20 protein-coding genes and 1 tRNA gene are annotated in these 18,176 nt (G+C 68.8%); 15 read left to right on the forward strand and 6 right to left on the reverse strand.

The window, feature by feature from the left end; translation table 11 throughout:
• Nucleotides 1–127: 127 nt before the first annotated feature.
• From Q8R60_13090 to Q8R60_13100, 3 genes are read left to right on the forward strand one after another with little or no spacing between them, the layout of a single operon-like run.
• Complete coding sequence (locus tag Q8R60_13090) at nucleotides 128–640, forward strand: helix-turn-helix domain-containing protein (protein MDP3713404.1); 513 nt, start codon at nucleotides 128–130, stop codon at nucleotides 638–640.
• On the forward strand, nucleotides 637–1,863 hold the full coding sequence (locus Q8R60_13095; protein ID MDP3713405.1) for an MFS transporter: 1,227 nt from the start codon (nucleotides 637–639) through the stop codon (nucleotides 1,861–1,863). Before Q8R60_13090 ends, Q8R60_13095 begins: the two co-directional genes overlap by 4 nt.
• A gap of 58 nt (nucleotides 1,864–1,921) precedes the next feature.
• On the forward strand, nucleotides 1,922–2,563 hold the full coding sequence (locus Q8R60_13100) for a hypothetical protein (protein ID MDP3713406.1): 642 nt from the start codon (nucleotides 1,922–1,924) through the stop codon (nucleotides 2,561–2,563).
• A 4-nt stretch (nucleotides 2,564–2,567) separates the two neighbouring features.
• Here Q8R60_13100 and dcd read toward each other — a convergent pair whose 3' ends face one another.
• Entirely contained in the window at nucleotides 2,568–3,146 is a 579-nt protein-coding gene (gene dcd / locus Q8R60_13105) for a dCTP deaminase (GenBank protein ID MDP3713407.1), read from the reverse strand.
• Between the two features lie 47 nt (nucleotides 3,147–3,193).
• Here dcd and Q8R60_13110 point away from each other — a divergent pair.
• A tRNA-Gly gene (locus Q8R60_13110) sits at nucleotides 3,194–3,264 on the forward strand.
• A gap of 42 nt (nucleotides 3,265–3,306) precedes the next feature.
• On the opposite strand, the gene Q8R60_13115 is transcribed toward Q8R60_13110, so the two are convergent.
• From Q8R60_13115 to Q8R60_13130, 4 genes are read right to left on the reverse strand one after another with little or no spacing between them, the layout of a single operon-like run.
• Nucleotides 3,307–3,717 (reverse strand): transcriptional repressor, encoded by a 411-nt coding sequence (locus Q8R60_13115; protein MDP3713408.1) that lies wholly within the window; start codon nucleotides 3,715–3,717, stop codon nucleotides 3,307–3,309.
• The gene (locus tag Q8R60_13120) at nucleotides 3,714–4,553 is read right to left on the reverse strand and encodes a metal ABC transporter permease (GenBank protein MDP3713409.1); all 840 of its coding nucleotides are present in this window, start codon (nucleotides 4,551–4,553) and stop codon (nucleotides 3,714–3,716) included. The genes Q8R60_13115 and Q8R60_13120 overlap by 4 nt, the downstream gene beginning before the upstream one ends.
• The gene (locus Q8R60_13125) at nucleotides 4,550–5,332 is read right to left on the reverse strand and encodes a metal ABC transporter ATP-binding protein (protein MDP3713410.1); all 783 of its coding nucleotides are present in this window, start codon (nucleotides 5,330–5,332) and stop codon (nucleotides 4,550–4,552) included. The genes Q8R60_13120 and Q8R60_13125 overlap by 4 nt, the downstream gene beginning before the upstream one ends.
• Before the next feature lie 4 nt (nucleotides 5,333–5,336).
• The gene (locus tag Q8R60_13130; protein MDP3713411.1) at nucleotides 5,337–6,242 is read right to left on the reverse strand and encodes a metal ABC transporter substrate-binding protein; all 906 of its coding nucleotides are present in this window, start codon (nucleotides 6,240–6,242) and stop codon (nucleotides 5,337–5,339) included.
• A gap of 88 nt (nucleotides 6,243–6,330) precedes the next feature.
• On the opposite strand from Q8R60_13130, the gene Q8R60_13135 reads away from it, so the two are divergent.
• The 11 genes from Q8R60_13135 (at nucleotide 6,331) to Q8R60_13185 (ending at nucleotide 17,275) form a co-directional block, all read left to right on the forward strand.
• Complete coding sequence (locus Q8R60_13135; protein MDP3713412.1) at nucleotides 6,331–6,810, forward strand: GNAT family N-acetyltransferase; 480 nt, start codon at nucleotides 6,331–6,333, stop codon at nucleotides 6,808–6,810.
• A gap of 145 nt (nucleotides 6,811–6,955) precedes the next feature.
• A complete protein-coding gene (dcm, locus tag Q8R60_13140; protein ID MDP3713413.1) occupies nucleotides 6,956–8,152 on the forward strand; it encodes a DNA (cytosine-5-)-methyltransferase in 1,197 nt (398 codons plus the stop codon).
• A gap of 45 nt (nucleotides 8,153–8,197) precedes the next feature.
• Entirely contained in the window at nucleotides 8,198–9,046 is an 849-nt protein-coding gene (locus tag Q8R60_13145) for a hypothetical protein (protein ID MDP3713414.1), read from the forward strand.
• A complete protein-coding gene (locus tag Q8R60_13150; GenBank protein MDP3713415.1) occupies nucleotides 9,046–9,501 on the forward strand; it encodes a very short patch repair endonuclease in 456 nt (151 codons plus the stop codon). Before Q8R60_13145 ends, Q8R60_13150 begins: the two co-directional genes overlap by 1 nt.
• Nucleotides 9,502–9,731: 230 nt before the next feature.
• The gene (locus Q8R60_13155) at nucleotides 9,732–10,688 is read left to right on the forward strand and encodes a hypothetical protein (protein ID MDP3713416.1); all 957 of its coding nucleotides are present in this window, start codon (nucleotides 9,732–9,734) and stop codon (nucleotides 10,686–10,688) included.
• Between the two features lie 108 nt (nucleotides 10,689–10,796).
• Nucleotides 10,797–12,053: an IS256 family transposase gene (locus tag Q8R60_13160; protein MDP3713417.1), complete on the forward strand. Its 1,257-nt coding sequence runs from the start codon at nucleotides 10,797–10,799 to the stop codon at nucleotides 12,051–12,053.
• Between the two features lie 60 nt (nucleotides 12,054–12,113).
• On the forward strand, nucleotides 12,114–12,800 hold the full coding sequence (locus Q8R60_13165; GenBank protein ID MDP3713418.1) for a hypothetical protein: 687 nt from the start codon (nucleotides 12,114–12,116) through the stop codon (nucleotides 12,798–12,800).
• A 145-nt stretch (nucleotides 12,801–12,945) separates the two neighbouring features.
• On the forward strand, nucleotides 12,946–14,559 hold the full coding sequence (locus Q8R60_13170) for a hypothetical protein (protein MDP3713419.1): 1,614 nt from the start codon (nucleotides 12,946–12,948) through the stop codon (nucleotides 14,557–14,559).
• A 132-nt stretch (nucleotides 14,560–14,691) separates the two neighbouring features.
• Complete coding sequence (locus tag Q8R60_13175) at nucleotides 14,692–15,126, forward strand: hypothetical protein (GenBank protein ID MDP3713420.1); 435 nt, start codon at nucleotides 14,692–14,694, stop codon at nucleotides 15,124–15,126.
• Nucleotides 15,127–15,309: 183 nt separating this feature from the next.
• The gene (locus tag Q8R60_13180) at nucleotides 15,310–16,116 is read left to right on the forward strand and encodes an NYN domain-containing protein (GenBank protein ID MDP3713421.1); all 807 of its coding nucleotides are present in this window, start codon (nucleotides 15,310–15,312) and stop codon (nucleotides 16,114–16,116) included.
• Between the two features lie 244 nt (nucleotides 16,117–16,360).
• Entirely contained in the window at nucleotides 16,361–17,275 is a 915-nt protein-coding gene (locus tag Q8R60_13185) for a hypothetical protein (GenBank protein ID MDP3713422.1), read from the forward strand.
• 408 nt (nucleotides 17,276–17,683) lie between these two features.
• Here Q8R60_13185 and Q8R60_13190 read toward each other — a convergent pair.
• Nucleotides 17,684–18,176 (reverse strand): transposase (locus tag Q8R60_13190; protein MDP3713423.1); only part of this gene is annotated, 493 nt, incomplete at its 5' end.

The following is an 18,176-nucleotide window of genomic DNA, read 5'->3' on the forward strand; positions in this document are numbered from 1 at the left end:
CGCTACTCCGAGTGACACAAAGTGCAAGCAAATCTGTCCACAAATGTCGGGTATCCGACACCCATTCAGCCGAATGGACGAGCCACCGAGTGGAGCAATCGCATCACCCTCCGTTATAGTCCCCAACATGTCTTGGGGAGTGGAGGGGTATCTGCGCGCCCTCGCGCACCCGCTGCGACTGCGGATTCTTTCCCTGCTCACCGGCTCGGCCCTGAGCGCTGCCGAAATCGCGCGCGAGCTGGACCTCGCCCACGCCGCGGCCAGCTACCACCTTCGCCAGCTGCTCGCGGCCGGCCTCGTCGAGGTCGTCGAGGAGCGCAGCAACCGCGGCGGCAAGGAGCGCCGCTACCGGCCGACGAGCGACCAGCGTCGGCCGGAGGGCGAGACCGTCGAGGCCCGCCAGCTGCTGACGGCTGCGCTGTCGGAGGAGCTCCGGCGGAGGGCCGCCATGGTCGACCTGAAAGCCCCCTCGACCTTCGCCGACGCCGAGCTGTGGGTCACCGACGAGGTCCTCGCCGAGGTCCGCGACCGGGTCCGCGACGCCCTGCAGCTATTGCACGACCAGGCTCTGCCGCCGCGCACCGAGGGCGCCCGCAAGGCCAACGCCACGGTGGCCATCTTCGGGATGTCCGTCGAATGAGCCGCATCACCGACCCGCTCCGCGCCTCCCGCGACTTCCGGTGGCTGTTCTCCGGGCAGGCGATCAGCTCGATCGGCGACCAGCTCTTTCCCATCGCGGTCGCGGTCCTCGTCCTCGGCGGCGGCGGCAGCGCCGGCGACCTGGGGCTGGTGCTGGCCGCGCGCGTCGCCTCGCTGGTGCTGTTCGCACTGCTCGGTGGGGTCTGGGCCGACCGCCTGCCGCGCGTGCGCGTCCTCATCGGTGCCGACGCCGTCAGGCTGGTCGCAGTCGTCGGCCTGCTGCTGGCCGCCGCCAGCAGTCCGCCGGTCCCGGTGCTCGCCGCGCTCACCTTTGCCGTCGGGGCGGGCGAGGCGTTCTTCCGCCCGGCGTACGGCGCGCTGCTGCCCACCGTGCTGCCAGCCGACCAGCTCGGGCCGGGCAACGCGCTGTCGTCGGCGAGCACCCACCTGGCGATGGTGCTGGGTCCCGGGCTTGGCGGAGTGCTCGTCGCCGTCACGAGCGTGGAGGTGCTGTTCGTCGTCGACGCGGTGACTTTTGGCGTCTCGCTGCTCACCCTGCTGCGCGTCCGCGAGCCGGAGCACGTGCCGAGCCCACGTCGACGGGTCCTGCGCGAGATGGGTGAGGGCATCACCGCCGTACGTCAAAGGCCCTGGATCGCTGCCATCCTCGGCATGGCCACCGTGCAGCTGCTCTTCGTCGTGGCGCCGTGCACCGTGCTGCTGCCGATCGTGGTGCGAGAGACCACGGGAAGCACCGGCGACTTCGGCTTCGTGCTGGCCGTCGGCGCGGTCGGCGGACTGCTCGGCGCGCTGGTGGCAGGCCGGTGGCGGCCCCGGCAGCCGGGACTCGTCGGGACCCTCGGGCTGCTGGCCTTCGGGCTCGAGCCCCTGGGCCTTTTGCTCGACGTGAGTATCCCCGTCCTCGCCGTCCTGTGGTTCGTCGCCGGGCTCGGCTTCGGCCCGTTCCTCGTCTACTGGGAGAGCGCGCTGCAGGTCGACGTGCCGCGCGAGCTGCTCGCGCGCGTCATCTCACTCGACTGGATGTGCAGCCTCGCGCTGCTGCCCCTCGGGCTCGCCCTCACGGGCCCGGTCGTAGACGCGGTGGGCGACGAGCCGGTCCTCGTGGTCGCGATCGCCGTGCTCGTCATCAGCACCCTGCTGCCGCTGCTGGTTCCCGGGGTGCGCGACTACCGAACGCCGGCCGACAGCCGACAGCGCGTCTGACCGAACCCGCGGGCGCTGTCCGGGCTCTCCTTGGCACCACGTCACCCGGAGGCCCCCCATGCGCACAGCACTGCTCGCCGTCGCTCTCGTCGGTGCCATCGCCGTCCCGTCCGCTGGGGCTGCTCCGGCCTGCAAGAACCTGCTCGTCGACCCGGCCGGTGATGCCGAGTTCCTCGGGACGGGGGACACCGCCAAGCCGGTCGAGGACGGCCACGTCGTCGACCTTCTGTCGGCCGACCTGCGCAGCGACCGCAAGGCACTGACCGTGGTGATCCGGGTGAAGGGCCGCAACCCCGAGGGTGGGACCAACTCCCTCGATCACAGCTGGGAGCTGGCATTCTCCACGGCGACCGAGCGCTACATCGCCTTCGCCGAGCGCTCCCGCACCGGCGGCGACCTGTTCACCCTCTACCGCGTCGTCGCCGGCGGCGAGGACGACTCGACCGCGTCGGCAGCGGAAGGAGTAGCCACGACCGTCACGGGAACCGTCGACGACCTGCGCGGCATCATCCGGATGCAGGTGCCGGTCGACGCCTTCCGCGCGGACGGCGGACTGGGCCGGTCGCTGACCCGCGTCCGTGGTCATGCCTGGTCCGGCGCGACCGCCTACGCCAGCGGGGGCGGCGTCGGCACCTATGGCGGCTCCGACTCGGGCAGTACCAACACGTCGTACGTCGTGGGCGCGAAGAGCTGCGCCTGACGGCCTACTGGGTCGGGGTGCGGTTGAACCGCAGGTGCGAGCGCGACGGCGTCGGGCCCCGCTGGTCCTGGTAGCGGGAGCCGTAGACGCTCGACCCGTAGGGGTGCTCCGACGGCGACGTCAGCTGGAAGACGCAGATCTGCCCGATCTTCATACCGGGGTAGAGCTTGATCGGCAGATTGGCGAGGTTCGACAGCTCGAGCGTCACGTGACCGCTGAAGCCCGGGTCGATGAACCCCGCGGTCGAGTGCGTCACGAGCCCGAGCCGCCCGAGACTGCTCTTGCCTTCGAGCCGGCTGGCAAGTGTGTCGCTGAGGCTGATGACCTCGAGCGTGCTGCCGAGCACGAACTCACCCGGGTGCAGGATGAACGGCTCCTCGCCGTCCGGCTCCACGAGCTCGGTGAGGTCGTCCTGGGCGATGGCCGGGTCGATGTGGGTGTACCGGTGGTTGGCGAACACCCGGAAGTAGCGATCCAGGCGTACGTCGATGCTGCTCGGCTGGACCATCGCCTCGTCGTACGGCGTCAGCCCGAGGTCGCCGGCGGCCAGAGCGGCCTTCAAGTCACGGTCGGAGAGCAGCATGGGCGGAGGCTAGTAGAGTGCAGAGCGCGCGGTCTTCGCGACCCGTCGCGGGCGTAGCACAATGGTAGTGCGCTTGCTTCCCAAGCAAGACACGCGAGTTCGATTCTCGTCGCCCGCTCCCACGCACATGAGGCTCCCGTCAGGTGACGTGTGCGGCGCGTCAGGCGCAGGAGGTGCAGACGCCGTACAGCTCGAGGCTGTGGGTGACCTCGCGGAAGCCGTGCTTCTTCACGACCTTGGCGAGCCAGGCCTCCACCTCGGGACCGTCGATCTCGACGGAGGTGCCGCACCTGCGGCAGACCAGGTGGTGGTGGTGGGCGTCGGTGCTGCAGCGGCGGTAGACCGCCTCGCCAGGTCCGGGGTGCAGGACGTCCACCTCGCCCGCGTCCACCAGCGCCTGCAGGTGGCGGTAGACGGTGGTGAGACCGACCGGGTCTCCCTGCGCCCGGAGCAGCTCGTGCAGCTCCTGGGCGCTGCGGAAGCCGTCGACCCTCGCCAGCAGCTCTCCCACTGCGGTCCGCTGCCGCGTCGTCCGCAGGCGGGGGTCCGCCGGCGCCGACCGGGGACTCATGCGGGGACCTCCTCGACGGGGCCGCGAGGCCGGTGCCTGCGCAGCGCGGCGGCCACACTCGCCAGCGCGAAGACACCGAGGGCGACCACGACGATGAGCGCGCCCGGGGCGGTGTCGGCGTAGAACGACCCCGTGACGCCCGACACGGCCGAGGCGACGCCGATGAGCAGGGCGAGGAGCACGGTCGAGCGGAAGCCCTTGACCAGCTGCTGCGCGGCCGCGACCGGGACGACCATGAGGGCACTCACGAGCAGCAGCCCGACGACCCGCATCGCGACCGTCACCGTCACCGCCGCGAGCACCGCCATGCAGAGGTTGAGCGCCACGACGGGCAGGCCCGCGACCCGCGCGTGCTCCTCGTCGTAGGACACCGCGAACAGCTCGCGGCCGAGCGCGGCCACGACGAGCAGCACGGTGACCGACAGGCCGGCGATGAGCGCGAGGTCGGACGGCGAGACCGACGTGAGGGAGCCGAAGAGGTAGGACAGCAGGTTGGCGTTGGTCCCCGAGTCGGACAGCCCGATGAGCAGCACGCCGCCCGCGATGCCGCCGTAGAAGAGCATGGCGAGCGCGACGTCACCGCTGGTGCGGCCGTACTGGCGGATCAGCTCGATGAGGACCGCGCCCGCCGTGGCGACGACGACGGCGGTCAGCACGGGGGCGGTGCCGAGCAGGAAGCCCAGCGCGACGCCGGTGAGCGCGACGTGGCCGAGCCCGTCACCCATCAGCGAGAGCCGCCGCTGGACGAGGAAGACACCGACCGCGGGCGCTGCCAGGCCGACGAGGGCGGCCGCGACCAGCGCGCGCTGCATGAAGTCGTAGTCGAGCAGGCTCACAGCGCCCACCCCGTCATCGAGTGGTGGTGGTGGGCGTGCGGGTCGTGCGGCGGGTGCGCGTGCTCGGGGTCGAGGCCGTGCAGGTGGTCCATCTCCGGCGGCGGCCCGTCGTGCACGACCCTCCCGTCGCGCAGGACGACCGCACGCTGGGTGAGCGGGGCGATCGGGCCGAGCTCGTGAGCGACGAGCAGGATCGCGATCCCGTCGGCGAGCAGCCGCCCGAAGGTGTCGGCGAGGCCCACCTGCACGGCGGAGTCGACCCCGCTGGTCGGCTCGTCGAGGATGAGCAGCTCGGGCTCGCACGCCAGCGCTCGGGCGATGAGCACCCGCTGCTGCTGCCCCCCGGACAGCGTCGCGATGCTGTCCCTCCCACGGTCGGCGAGGCCCACCACCTCGAGGGCGGCCGTCACGGCCCGCCGGTCGGCCGCGCCGCTTCGCGCGAAGCGGCGCATCCGGGGCAGCCGGCCCGCGGACACGACCTCGCGCACCGTCGCCGGCACCCCGGACGTCGCGCCGGCCCGCTGCGGGACGTAGCCGACCCGGGCCCAGTCGTGGAAGCGCTGCTGCGGCTGGCCGAACAGCGAGACGGAGCCGGTGGCCACCGGGGTGAGCCCGAGGACCGTGCGCACGAGGGTGCTCTTGCCGGAGCCGTTGGCCCCCAGCAGGACCAGCAGCTCGCCGGCCGCGACGCTGAGAGTGACGCCGCTGAGGACGGTCCGGCCGTCGTACGCCGCACCCACATCCTCGAGCTGCAGGACGGGCGCGGGTGTCGGTGTCATCGCGTCACGAGCATCGCAGAGCGGCGCGCAGCGAGGCGAGGTTGGTGCGCATCCCGCTGAAGTAGTCACCGGCGGACGGCGCGGTCTCCAGCGGGTCGAGGACCTCGGCGCGCGCCCCGATCTCGCGGGCGAGCGACTGCGCCACCTTCGGCGAGACGAGCCCCTCGAAGAAGATGGTGGTCACGCCGCGCTCGCGGGCCAGCCGGGTGACCTCGGCGAGCCGGGCGGGCGACGGCTCGTCCTCAGGCGTGAGACCGGTGATGGCGATCTGCTGCAGGCCGTAGGCCCGCGCGAGGTAGCCGAACGCGTTGTGGCTGGTCACGAGGTCCTTTCCTGCGCAGGAGCTGAGCCCGCGGGTGAACTCCTCGTCGAGGACGCGCAGCCGTTCCTTCAGTCCGGCGGCCCGGTCGCGGTAGCCCTGCGCGCCCTCGGGATCGGCCTCGGCGAGCCGCTCGGCGACCGCGTCCGCCAGCCCTGCGACGCGGGTGGGGTCGAGCCAGACGTGCGGGTCCTCCCCGGCCTCGTCCTCGTGCAGCTCGCCGTCCTCGAGCGGGACGAAGCCGGGCTCGAGCGGGGCCACCGTGGCGACGTCGAGCGAGGCCGCGCCGGCCTGCTGCTCGACGGCGTCGTCGACCGCGGGCTGGAAGCCCTTGAGGTAGACGACGAGGTCGGCGTCGGCGACCTGTGCGACCTGGCCGGGCGTCAGCTCGAGGTCGTGCGGCTCGGCTCCGGGCTTGGCGAGCGCCCTGACCTCGACGTCGGGACCGCCGACCTCGCGCGCCAGGAACTCCAGAGGGTAGAAGCCCGCTGCCACGGACACGCGGTCCGAGGAGGAGGCCTCCTCTCCCGTCCCGCACCCGGTCAGGGCGAGGGCGGCGACCAGCGGGAGGACGAGGAGCGGGACACGCATGGCACCACGTTAGAGAGAATGAAAACCGATGTCAAAACCAGAACACCTGCCTCGGCCCGGGGTCCGGCCCCGCGAGGCACACTGGCTCGTGACCAGCGAGGACGCCGACGACCCCACACCCCGCGTCGCGACGACCGCCGACGCCGATGCCGTGGCCCACCTGCTCGACGCCTTCAACACCGAGTTCGACACCCCCACCCCGGGCGCCGCCGTCCTCGCCCCGCGGGTGACGCAGCAGCTGGCCGAGGGCCAGGTGGTGGCGCTCCTCACAGGTCTACCCCCGGTCGGCCTCGCCGTGCTGACCCTTCGACCCAACGTCTGGTACGACGGACCCGTCGCCCTGCTCGACGAGCTCTACGTCGCACCGGGACGGCGCGGCCAGGGCCTCGGCACCCGCCTGCTGACGCACGCCGAGCAGGTGGCGCGCGAGCGCGGAGCGGAGCTGCTCGAGATCAACGTCGACGGCGAGGACGTCGACGCGCGTCGGTTCTACGAGCGGCACGGCTACGGCTGCGTCGAGCCCGGCCAGAGCGAGCCGTCGTACTACTACTCCCGCGAGCTGGCCTGAGCCGACTCGACCGTCGAGCAGCCCACGCTGCAGCACTCTCGCGAGGAGCTGTGGACGACCGGACACGCTGTGGACGGTTCTCGAGTTCGTCGGCGCAGACGACTACCGTGCCCTCATCTCGTCCGTCACTGCTCCCGGAGGCCCGGTGTCTGCCCCGCTCAAGATCGCTGGGCTGTTCGCTGGGATCGGCGGCATCGAGCTCGGCTTCCATCGGGCGCTCGGTGACGGTGTCGAGACGCAGCTGCTGTGCGAGTGGTGGCAGCCCGCCCGCCGAGTCCTGCACGAGCGGTTCCCCGGGGTCGAGGTGCACCCGGACGTCCGCGAACTCAACGACCTCCCGAGCGGTCTCGACGTACTCGCGGCCGGTTTCCCGTGCACCGACCTGTCACAGGCCGGTCGCACCGCGGGCATCACGGGATCGGCGTCCGGACTGGTCGCGCATGTCTTCGAGGCCTTGCGGCTCGCCGACAGCCGTGGCCAGGAGCTGCCGTGGCTGCTGATCGAGAACGTCCCGAACATGCTGGCACTGGACCGGGGACAAGCGATGCGGTTCCTCGTCGGCGAGCTCGAGGCACTCGGCTACCGCTGGGCCTACCGCACCGTCGACTCGCGTGCGATGGGGGTGCCGCAACGCAGGCGTCGAGTGCTGCTCGTCGCCTCGCGGACCGAGGATCCTCGCGGGGTGCTCTTCGCCGACGACGCCGGGCCGCGACCGGAAGAGGCCTACCGCGACGACGCCTACGGCTTTTACTGGACCGAGGGCAAGGGCGGGCTCGGGTGGGCCCGCGACGCGGTGCCCACGCTGAAGGGCGGCTCCACGATCGGCATCCCCTCGCCTCCCGCGGTGTGGGTGCCCGACGCAGAGCCCGGCAGGAAGATCGTGACGCCGCACGTCGAGGACGCCGAGGTCATGCAGGGCTTCCCGCGCGGCTGGACGTCGGTCGTGGACGAGGGCCGCTCCCGCGGGCCGAGGTGGAAGCTCGTCGGCAATGCAGTCACCGTCGACGTCGCAGGCTGGGTCGCCTCGCGCCTCGTCGAGCCTGGTTCCTTCGACATGCCGTCCACGAGCTGGGACGGTCCGGCGTCCTGGCCGGCTGCCGCCTGGGGCGAGAACGGGAAGGTCTGGGCGGTGCCCATGTCGGAGTACCCGGTGCACCGCGACTACCGCCACCTGCTGGACATCGTCGATGCCGACCGCGCGCCCGCACTGAGCCACCGCGGTGTCCTCGGCTTCCTGCGTCGGCTCGAGCAGGGCAACCTGGGTCGCCACCCCGGCTTCCGGACCGACATCGCCGAGCATGGCGACCTCACCGGTCCGCAGCTGACACCGCTGGCCGGCTGACGCCCTACTCGTCGCAACGAGGACCTTTTGCCCTACGGTCGACGAATGCACGGTCCCCGCCTCCTCGCGCGCTTCCTCGCCGCGCCCGGGCCGGCGGACAAGTACGGCAACCGCTGGCAGTACCACTCCCGCTCCGACCGTCACTCCAAGGTCGGCAGCTGGGGTGTCGCCCTCGACCTGATCTCCACCTCGTCGTTGCTGCGACAGCACGCTGAGCAGGGCAAGGTGGTCCTCGGCGTCAACCACACGATGACTGACTTCGCGACCGGCCGGAAGAAGGACCTGGACCTGGTCATCGCCAGGCCGGGGACCCCGGGCAGCAGCAAGGGCCTGACCTTCGCCGGGTTGGCCGCCCGTTACGGGATCCCGCTGACCCCGGCCGAATCGGACCTGCTCGAAGCTCTCCCCGACGTCCCCGTCGCTGAGGTCGGTGCGGTCCTGGTGGCGCTCGAGGCGAAGGCGACGATGACCGCGCACGTGAAGTCGCTCCCACGGCTGTACGACGAGCTCAACTCCTCCCACCTGTGCGTCCACGGCGCATCGCGCCAGGCCCTCGCCATCGGCTACATCCAGGTCAACGCAGCTGCGGAGTTCCTCTCGCCTGTCGTCAACAACCGCGCGACCACAGCCGAGACCGCAGAGGTCACCCGCCACCGACAGCCCGCCGACACCCTGCGCGTGCTGCAGAAGGTGGCGGAGATGCCGCGACGCTCCTCGTCGTCGGAGAGCGGCTTCGACGGCCTGGGTGTCACTGTGCTCGACCTGCGCAACGACGGCGGTCCCGTGACCATCGTGGACGCCCCGCCCGCTCCGCAGCCCGGCGACCCGTTCCACTACGACAGCATGATCGTGCGCATGGCCAACGAGTACGACACCACCTTCGCCCGGATCTGATGCCGACGCCGGAGCCCTCGTCGCCCGTCGTCCGCCGACGGTTGCAGCGCCAGGTCCGGCGCGACACCAAGCCCGAGCTGGCTCTGCGTCGCACCCTCCACGCGATGGGCCTGAGGTTCAGGGTCGACCGGGCCGTCATCCCCGGCGTACGACGTCGCGCCGACATCGTGTTCGGTCCCGCGAAGGTCGCCGTCTTCGTCGACGGCTGCTTCTGGCACCGATGCCCCGAGCACGGCACGCTCCCCAAGGCGAACAGCGAGTGGTGGGCGGACAAGCTCCAGCGCAACGTCGAACGCGACGCGGACACCGACCGACGTCTCGCCGATCTCGGCTGGCTGGCAGTTCACGTCTGGGAGCACGAGGCTAGCGCGGACGCTGCGACCCGAGTAGCCGCGCTTGTCGACCGGTCGCGAACTCTACGTTCTGACGCTCGTGGTGAGGACCCGCCTCTCTAGAGCAGAGAGCCCGCCTCGAGCACCTTGGTGACTGCATACAGGATCCGCTCATGCCGATGTGCGCGCGTTACAGAATCCCGGAAGAACGTCGCTAGGTTCGCGGTGTGACAGAGCCGATTGAAACCTGCGAGCCGGGACCGCCTCAGATCTCGCCGCCGACCACGGCAGCCCCCGACGGGAGCTGTCTCGCGCTGCTTCGGCTTCCCTCGGCGTTCACACAGGACGCACTGATGCGGACCGACGAGTTCATCAAAGAAGCAAGGCGTCGAGGGCAAGAGCGCCTCAGCGTGGGCCGCCTGCAGGCGCTCCACTCGCATCGCCTGCTCCTACCGCTCTTTCGGCTCTCTGACACGGCGATCACCGGTCGGGCCTTCGAAGTCGAGGGGCCGTACGCACTGAACCCCAGGGGCTGGGTCATGGAAGCAGCCGCCGCTGGCTGTCTCCGCGACGCTGCCGATGAGGGCTACACAACGGCGTGGCCGTATGAGCGCCCGACGGACGAAACAGATCGCCGCTGGTGGAACGGGTTCGTCTACAGCTCGTGGCAACTGCTGGACCTCGACGCCGCACTCAACGATCTGGCCTGGATCGAGGGCGGCGCCGACCATGCCCTGCGAGTCGTCGCGGCCCAGGCACGACGCCGGCGGGCTCTCGCCCTTTCTGCGCTCTCGACGCGACACATGCCCGCGATCATGGGCAATATCAGCTACCCCTCAGGTGTTGATCAGGCTCGCACCGAGGCTAGCCGCTACTCCATCGAGGATTCCGATCGACTCGCCCTGGTGAACTACCCGGTGCAGAGACTGCGCCCCGACGCCGAGAACCTGCTCGCAGCTGCGCACTCAGATCCCCTCATCGGCTGGTGGTCACTCATCCGACACAGCAACGGAGACGGATGGGCGAAGATCAGCGGGCCCAGTGCTGGCTACCTGTGGATGCGGGTCGCCGCCGAGGTTCTTCTCCGCGCGCACGAAACCCTGTCTGAAGCGGGGACGCTAGAGCGCCTGCCGACGACGGGTCCGACCGGCTGGTGGAGTCCGCTGCACGACCGCGTGGACTCGCACGCTTCCGCTGGCCGGACCCTGGATGAGGCACTGGCGATGTTGGGCCTTACACCTCAGCCACGAGTGCTGCTCCTCGTTGAGGGTGACACGGAGATGCTGGGTGAGTCCCCTGGAGTGGTGTAACTCGGCCCCGTGATCGTGGTCGACGTCGTGTCGGTCCCGGACGTTGAGGGGCCACCGCGTGAGGCTCTGTGAGAACCCGCCAAGGAACTCACGGAAGGACTCACCACGATGGCCCTGGACCAGTCTGCCCTGCTCGAAGTGCTCGAGACGATGCGCAGCGCCGATGCCGGCGAGCTGATGCGCCGGTTGCTCGGCACGATCATGCAAGAGCTCGTCGACGCCGAAGCGGCCGCGCACATCGGGGCGCTGCCCCATGAGCGCAGCGAGACCCGCACGACGCAACGCAACGGCACCCGCGACAAGACCGTCACCACGACCGCTGGTGACCTCACGATCAAGATCCCGAAGGTCCGGACCGGGTCGTTCTTCCCGTGCCTGCTCAACCCGCGGCGGCGCATCGACGTCGCGCTGCACGCGGTCGTGATGCAGGCCTACGTCGAGGGCGTCAGCACCCGCCGGGTCGACGACCTGGTCGTCGCGCTCGGTGGGACGGGGATCAGCAAGAGCGAAGTCAGTCGGATCTGCGCGAAGCTCGACGCGGAGGTCGCCGCCTGGCGGGCCCGACCGCTGGACGAGCAAGCGTTCCCCTACGTCTTCCTCGACGCGACCTACTGCAAGGTCCGCATCAACCAGCGCATCGTCAGCCAGGCCGTGGTCATCGCCACGGGCGTCAGCGCCGACGGCAAGCGCGAAGTGCTGGGCTGCGCGGTCGGTGACAGCGAGACCGAGGCGTTCTGGACCGAGTTCCTGCGCGATCTGCGCGACCGCGGCCTGGACGGCGTCCAGCTCGTCATCAGCGATGCGCACCGCGGGCTGGTCAACGCCATCAGCGCCGTGCTGCAAGGCGCCGCCTGGCAACGGTGCCGGGTGCACTTCATGCGCAACGCCCTGGCGAAGGTGAACAAGGGCCACGCCGAGATGGTCGCCGCGACGATCCGCACCGTGTTCGCGCAGCCCAACGGCCCCAAGGTCCGGGCGCAGGTCGACAACGTCGCCGGCCTGCTGCGCGGGGAGTTCCCCGCCGTCGCGGACCTGCTCTGCGACGCCAAGACCGACCTCACCGCGTTCGCCGACTTCCCCCTCGCGCACTGGCAGAAGATCTGGTCCACCAACCCCCTCGAGCGCCTCAACCGCGAGGTCAAGAGGCGCACCGACGTCGTCGGGATCTTCCCCAACAACGACAGCCTCCTGCGGCTCTCAGCATGCGTCCTGATCGAGGCCCACGACGAGTGGCAAGACAGCAACCGCCGCTACCTCAGCGAGGCCTCCATGGCGCTGCTGAACCCGCCGCCGCCAACCGCCCTGGAGACCAAGACGACCCCCGCACCCAAGCGCACCAGGAGGTCCATCGCCGCTACGGCATAGTTGCTCTCACTCGCAGAGCAGCACGCGACGAGTTACACCACACCCCGGGACGCGATCGAGATGCTCCACGTTTCCCGAACGCTCGACCTCTTCGGCCTCGACCGTTCTCACCTTGTGCGGGTGCAGAACGCCCGTTCCTCCAACGTCAACCCAGGTCTTATCGCCCGGTACGCGGTGGCACCTCGACTGCACCCGCGCTACGCAGAGACTGGGCAGGTGGAGGGGCGCCCCACCGCTCTCGTCATCGCCATGGACCCTGAGAATCGGTGGCGCGACGTCGAAAGCAGGGCCGAAGAGCTACGGGTGCTTCAGCAGGCTCTTCGGCAAGAGGTAGAAGCGCAAGGCGGCGCGATCACGCAGGAAGGGCTCGACTTCCTCGTGAGCGTCCACGTTTGGGGCGACCAGAAGTACGAACTCGCAAACTTCTCGGACGACGAGCTGGCCTCAGCACTGAAGCAACTCGTCTTCGAGCTCAGGACCAACGTGGAAGCAGGTATGGGCGCACAGATCGCGGCGGAACTTGCGTCAGCCCGTTCGAACTGTCAAGACATCGGTGTCGTCCTGGGTCGACTACGCATTCCTGCGAGCAAGGTCCGACTCGCCGAACTCCTCTGGCCCGTGCTGCTCCGCAAGATCCAGTCTCAGGCCGGGGAGGAGTCCCCGACCCTGCCGCTTCTGCGTGTACTGAACGACGTACGAGACAAGGTCGGGCTTCTGTCCGGGAGCGGCTACGTGCTGGGCGGGTAAGCGAACAGTGCGGTGCCCCCTCGAGCACCCGCACATGCCGCGGGGTGCACTGGGCTCAGGTAAGGCGCCATGACGACCTGCTGAGATCAGACAACTGACAGTGACGCGCTCTACGCTGCCAAGCCGAGGTGGAGGAGGCGGCTCGATGGGGGACCTGAACCAGGTCGACGTGCGTAGCGCGTTCGAAGTGCAGGGCGACGGGCCGTGGACCGTGGTGCACGATTCGACGTACAAGCAGGGCGTGAGTGTCGGTGCGTACTGTGCGCTCGCGGACCCCGCTAACCGTGACAGGGCCCTGAACTCGGATTCATGGCTGCTGACCAAGACCAGCGGCGCCCCCGGATTCATGCAGTCGTGGGGCGATGGGGAAGCTGTCGTCACCTACCTCCCAGGCGGCGACGACGGTGTCGAGCCGCTCGTACTGGTCCGCGAATACCACGGAGCGGCGGAGGAAGAGCTCGAGCTTGATCAGCAGTTCCGGCTGTTCCACAACCTGCGCCACGTCCCGGGGACCGACACCTACGTCAAGATGAACGACGACGGGACCCAGACGCTCGCTGTGCGCGTGGTGGAGCAGCGGATGGAAGTGCGGACCTCGCTGCTCAAGCAGTACCTCGCGGCGCGCCAAGTCGATCTCCTGCTGTTCATCGACGCCCGCACCTACTCCGACACCGAACCCGAGTCGACCGACACCCAGCGACTCCGCAACGAGTTCTGCAGCGGCCGGCTCGACCATTTCGAAACGCGCTGGAGCTCGTCCGGCAAGTACGGCAGCAGGTACACGGCAACGAAGGTGATCCCGCCCGGACCAGTCGAGACCTGCGGGATCTGGCCGTACGAGGATAAGGACCAGCACTACCCCGAGTTCATCATCGGCGAGGACGAGCAGGGACGGCCTATCAAGTTCGCCTGCGACCCAGAACAGCTCGCCAACTACTTCGGGAAGAACCCCGACGCCCCGCACTACCTGACACCCGTGCACTTCCGCCGGGACGTGCTCGCCAAGTACTACGACAGCCCCGAGCTGTACAGCGTTGAAGACGGATACCTGCGGTGCGCAGGGCTCTGGGGCGTGCAGATCGACAACGACCACGCCGACCGCGTCGTGATGTTCCTCGGCGACATCGGCCGCGACCTCCCCGCCGCCGAACGCGATCATTGGCGCGGACACATGATCACGCCGGATGCGCCGATCAGCGACACGAACCTGCGACGGTCCTTCCTCGCGCAACCGGCCGACCCGAGCGCAGTGGACCTGACTTTCCGACGTCTGTACGTCGACGCCTCGAAAGTCTGGGCCACGCGGTTCGGATGGCCGTTGTTCCGGGAGCCCAAGGAAACCGATGTCTTCCTGCTTCAGCAGGTACGACTGCCGCTCAACGACGGTCAGAACGAGTTCGAGGACGCGATCAAGGTGCTCGCCAAGCTCCTGAGTGACGCGTTGAACGAAGCTGCGATCGGTCAGGCGCTCGGGTCGAAGATTGCCGACGAGAAGGGGATCTCGAAGTTCGAGCGCTTCCTGAAGCAGGAGGGGTACCCGGAGGCCGCCCGGGACGTTGCGTATCTGCGCAAGGTGCAGGAGCTGCGCTCGAAGGTGGCCGCGCACCTGAAGGGCAGCGACTACCAGCAGATGCTGGCGAAGAATCTGGGTTCAGCGCGAGGCGCGGAGGCCGTTCGCGGGCTGCTCCAGGATGGATTGGCGTTTCTACTGACCCTGACCGCCTGGTGCGGTGAAGGCGGCTCGGACGACGGCGCTTAGGCCGACTGCGGGTAGCCGGACATCGTTCGACGTGGAACCCATCCGCTCATCCGCTTTCGCCGCAACGATTTCGCTGTAGTGAGACGGCCCGCCGCGCCCGCGAATGTCGCAGCAGGCTGGCAGGCTTCCCGCATGGACTGGACCGCCGCCGCCGTAGGTGCCACGCCCGGGTTGCTCGCCCTCGCCTGGAACATGGTCAGCTGGGAGCGTTCCGGGCCGGTCGTCGAGGTCACAGCCGTGAACGAACTGCCCGTGTTCGGTGACGACGTCGGCGAGGACTGGTTCATCGGTGTCGTGGCAAACAACAAGGGGCGCTCCCCGATCACGGTGGAGGGTTTTGGTTTTCGGACGCCGGAGGGTGGCCACATCGTGACGATGCGACCGCCAGCCTGGTCCGACCCGCTGCTGCACCGCTTGGAGCCAGGCGCCTCTGCGACGTTCCGATCACCGTCGAATGAGATCCGGCAGGTCGCCTCGGAGCGCGGGCTCGCTCTGCACAAGCTCAGGCCCTTCGTGCGCCTGGCCGGTGATCGCTACGTCTTCGCGAAGCAGATGCCGATCGAGTAGAACGAGCCGAGCCAGAGGCTGTGTCGCTGCTGATTGTGAATCTGCCGACGCGGGCTCCTTCAGCGACCACCATCCGCTCATGCCGCGACTCGGACATGCCGTCCACGGAGCTGAAGAACTGTCGCTATCTGCTCCGGGCGGCACCTGGATCTTCGGGTCTGCGTTCGTCGTTACGCTTCGGCCATGGCCTCAGCCGCAGACTCCCGCAGGCTCGCTGTCCTCATCGACGGCGACAACACCACGCCGACGATCATTGGGGCTCTGCTCGGCGAGATCGCGAAGTACGGCAGTGCGACCGTCAAGCGGGCCTACGGCGACTGGACCACGCCCAACCTCCGCGGCTGGAAGGAAGCGATCAATACCCACGCGATCCAGCCGATGCAGCAGTTCGCCTACACGACGGGCAAGAACTCCACCGATAGCGCGCTGATCATCGACGCGATGGACTTGCTGTACACCGGGAACCTGGACGGCTTCTGTCTGGTTTCCTCCGACAGTGACTTCACCAAGCTCGCCTCCCGGCTCCGGGAGTCTGGGAAGACCGTCTACGGGTTTGGTGAGCCGAAGACACCTCGCTCGCTTGTGGCCGCCTGTGACAAGTTCGTGTACCTGGATGTGCTGCGCATCGCCGAGGAGCCGGAGCAATCCACGGAGAAGGCCGCGGTTGCTAGGGCCCCGATACGCAAGAGCGCGAGCGAGCTCCGCACTGACGCTAGGTTGCTGACACTGCTGCGGGATGGGGTTGGCGCGGCATCGGACGACGACGGCTGGGCCAATCTCGGAGGCGTTGGCAGCCATGTCGCCAAGCAGGAGCCCGCCTTCGACTCCCGCAACTGGGGATACGCCAAGTTGATCGATCTCGTGACTGCGATCGAACTCTTCGAGGTGGAGCGGGCCGCGGGCCAAGGGGTGCGGGTGCGGGTGCGTCCAAAGGGTCCTTCGGCCAAGAAGGCAGCAGCCAAAAGGGCGCCTGCGGCAAGCAAGCCCTAGCCAGCGCAGCGACAGCGTAGGCAAGTGCGCGTGCTGGCTGCGCACTTCGGCTTCCGCACGTTCGTCTGACTGGTCGACCCCGTGCCAGCCCCCGCAGAGAGCTGTCACTACTCGATATCCGCCGGCGACGACGTTGACATCAAGGAACGCCTGCATGCGGCTTGGTACCGCGGCCGCTTCAGGACTTCCCTACGAGCGACGGCGGCAGGTCGTCTTGTCACCCCCGGAGTCCATACTGCACGCCATGGACTCAGTTGATCTTCGGGATGCGCGGGCGATCCGGCTCGCTTTCGAGGCGTTGGAGCAGTCGAGCCAGCCACGAAGCGGACCAACGAACGCGGTACGCCGATGGATCCTGAACAACGTCTGGTTCGTCCCGCGAGGCGCGTACACAAGCCCGCGCTGGTCCGTCGCCGCGAGTGCAAGCCCCGAACGGGTCAACATCACCTACGAGCACGTTGTCCCCATCAGCCGCGTCCGCGAGGAGCTGCTCAAGGGGCCGCAGACGGATGAGGCCTACGTCGAGACCATGACTCGCCTTCTCGTTATGGCAGTCGTCACCAAGGAAGAGGACCGGAGGCTGAGCGAGGCAGGTCTCGCCAACAAGCACCCGCAGGACGTGATCACCGACGTCTGGGCGAGGTACCAGGTGGTCAACATCGTCATGGACGAGACAGACAGCCCGGTACTGGAGCCCGACGATGATCTGCCCGCCCTGCCACACTCGCTCGTCGTCAATGAGGAACTGGCGAAGGAGCATGCAGACGAGGACTCTTTGGCCGCTTGGGTCGTTGACTCGACCGTCCGTGCAAGCGCGAAGCAGAACACGAGCGCTAGCCAAGAGGCGTCCTTTGAGAATGGGCTCAGGAATGCTCGCGAAGCCAAGGGCTTCGGGCGGATCCCGATCAGCGTTGCGTTGGAGATGACCACGACTGAGTGGTGGCACCTGGAGAACAGCGAGCCTCTTGGCACCGCGCAGCACACGCGAACCATGGACCTGATCGCAGCGCTCCCGCCGTTCCAGGACGACGGCAGCCCGTACAGCAACCACCAGTGCCCAAGTTGCTTCGCGCAACCCGGAGCCCCCTGCCGCACAAAGGACAACACCCCCACCCCGAAGCCGCACGGCAACCGCACCCTCGGCGGGTTCGCGAAGTAGTCGCCCGGATCGAGGCCGGCAGCTGTACCGGTGCACGGGGTGCAAGAAGGTGGGTGGCGTCGCGGTGCGGTTGGCTGTGGGTTTGCTCGCGCACGGCCTCGCGGCCTAGGAAGCGGAGCGCTACGACGATGGGTGGCCAACTGGGTTGGCGAAGAGTGCGGAGGCGTCGTGCTCGACTGAGCAGAGCTGTCGTTATCCGCACCCAAACGCGGCGTCCCGTGCCGACCGCATGGCTCGCGCGACCTCCCGTCTGTGACGAGTCGTCATGGACGGTCACGACGGCGTCTGCGGCTGCTGAGCGGTCAAGGAGTAGACGAGGCGGTTCGAGTCCCCCTGCGCTCGGCAGCAACCGGCAGGAGCTTGTCAAGAATTCTGTGTAAGTCGCCTTGGTGATCATGGAAATGTGGGTTAACGGATGTGGTCGGCGAAGCGGTCGGGGTAGGTCAGGGCGAGGGCGTTGAGAGCGGTTCTCCAGCCCTGGACGGTGGCGCCGTCGACGAGCCGGCCGGGGGCTTTGCGCTCGCCCTTGGGCAGGCCCTTCTCCTTGGCTCGCGCGCGTGCTCGCTTGTCTTCGATGTCGCGGATCGCGAGCCAGAGCAGCTTGATGACGGCTTGGTCGTTGGGGAAGTGACCGCGGTTCTTGATGATCTTGCGGAGTTGGTAGTTGAGGCTTTCGATGCCGTTGGTCGTGTAGATGACCTTGCGGACCTCGGCGGGGAACGCCAGGAACGGGATGAACCGCTCCCAGGCGGTCTGCCACGTCGCGACGGTCGCCTTGTACTTCTTGCCGAGGTCGGACTCGGCGAACTCCAGCAGCGCGGTCTCCGCGGCGTCGGCGTTGACCGCGGTGTAGATGGCCTTCAGCGCGGCCGCGACGGCCTTGCGGTCGTTGTAGTTGACG

The sequence above is a fragment of the Mycobacteriales bacterium genome, assembly GCA_030697205.1.
Taxonomy (GTDB): Bacteria; Actinomycetota; Actinomycetes; order Mycobacteriales; family SCTD01; genus JAUYQP01.

Bases quoted from the DNA above. Each gene is read 5' to 3' on its own strand.
- Q8R60_13130 (MDP3713411.1), bottom strand. From the start codon at position 6,242: ATGCGTGTCCCGCTCCTCGTCCTCCCGCTGGTCGCCGCCCTCGCCCTG.
- Q8R60_13150 (MDP3713415.1), top strand. From the start codon at position 9,046: ATGCCGACGCCGGAGCCCTCGTCGCCCGTCGTCCGCCGACGGTTGCAG.
- Q8R60_13145 (MDP3713414.1), top strand. From the start codon at position 8,198: ATGCACGGTCCCCGCCTCCTCGCGCGCTTCCTCGCCGCGCCCGGGCCG.
- Q8R60_13185 (MDP3713422.1), top strand. From the start codon at position 16,361: ATGGACTCAGTTGATCTTCGGGATGCGCGGGCGATCCGGCTCGCTTTC.
- Q8R60_13170 (MDP3713419.1), top strand. From the start codon at position 12,946: ATGGGGGACCTGAACCAGGTCGACGTGCGTAGCGCGTTCGAAGTGCAG.
- Q8R60_13100 (MDP3713406.1), top strand. From the start codon at position 1,922: ATGCGCACAGCACTGCTCGCCGTCGCTCTCGTCGGTGCCATCGCCGTC.
- Q8R60_13095 (MDP3713405.1), top strand. From the start codon at position 637: ATGAGCCGCATCACCGACCCGCTCCGCGCCTCCCGCGACTTCCGGTGG.
- Q8R60_13175 (MDP3713420.1), top strand. From the start codon at position 14,692: ATGGACTGGACCGCCGCCGCCGTAGGTGCCACGCCCGGGTTGCTCGCC.
- Q8R60_13125 (MDP3713410.1), bottom strand. From the start codon at position 5,332: ATGACACCGACACCCGCGCCCGTCCTGCAGCTCGAGGATGTGGGTGCG.
- dcd (MDP3713407.1), bottom strand. From the start codon at position 3,146: ATGCTGCTCTCCGACCGTGACTTGAAGGCCGCTCTGGCCGCCGGCGAC.
- Q8R60_13165 (MDP3713418.1), top strand. From the start codon at position 12,114: ATGCTCCACGTTTCCCGAACGCTCGACCTCTTCGGCCTCGACCGTTCT.
- Q8R60_13115 (MDP3713408.1), bottom strand. From the start codon at position 3,717: ATGAGTCCCCGGTCGGCGCCGGCGGACCCCCGCCTGCGGACGACGCGG.
- Q8R60_13090 (MDP3713404.1), top strand. From the start codon at position 128: ATGTCTTGGGGAGTGGAGGGGTATCTGCGCGCCCTCGCGCACCCGCTG.
- Q8R60_13180 (MDP3713421.1), top strand. From the start codon at position 15,310: ATGGCCTCAGCCGCAGACTCCCGCAGGCTCGCTGTCCTCATCGACGGC.
- Q8R60_13160 (MDP3713417.1), top strand. From the start codon at position 10,797: ATGGCCCTGGACCAGTCTGCCCTGCTCGAAGTGCTCGAGACGATGCGC.
- Q8R60_13155 (MDP3713416.1), top strand. From the start codon at position 9,732: ATGCGGACCGACGAGTTCATCAAAGAAGCAAGGCGTCGAGGGCAAGAG.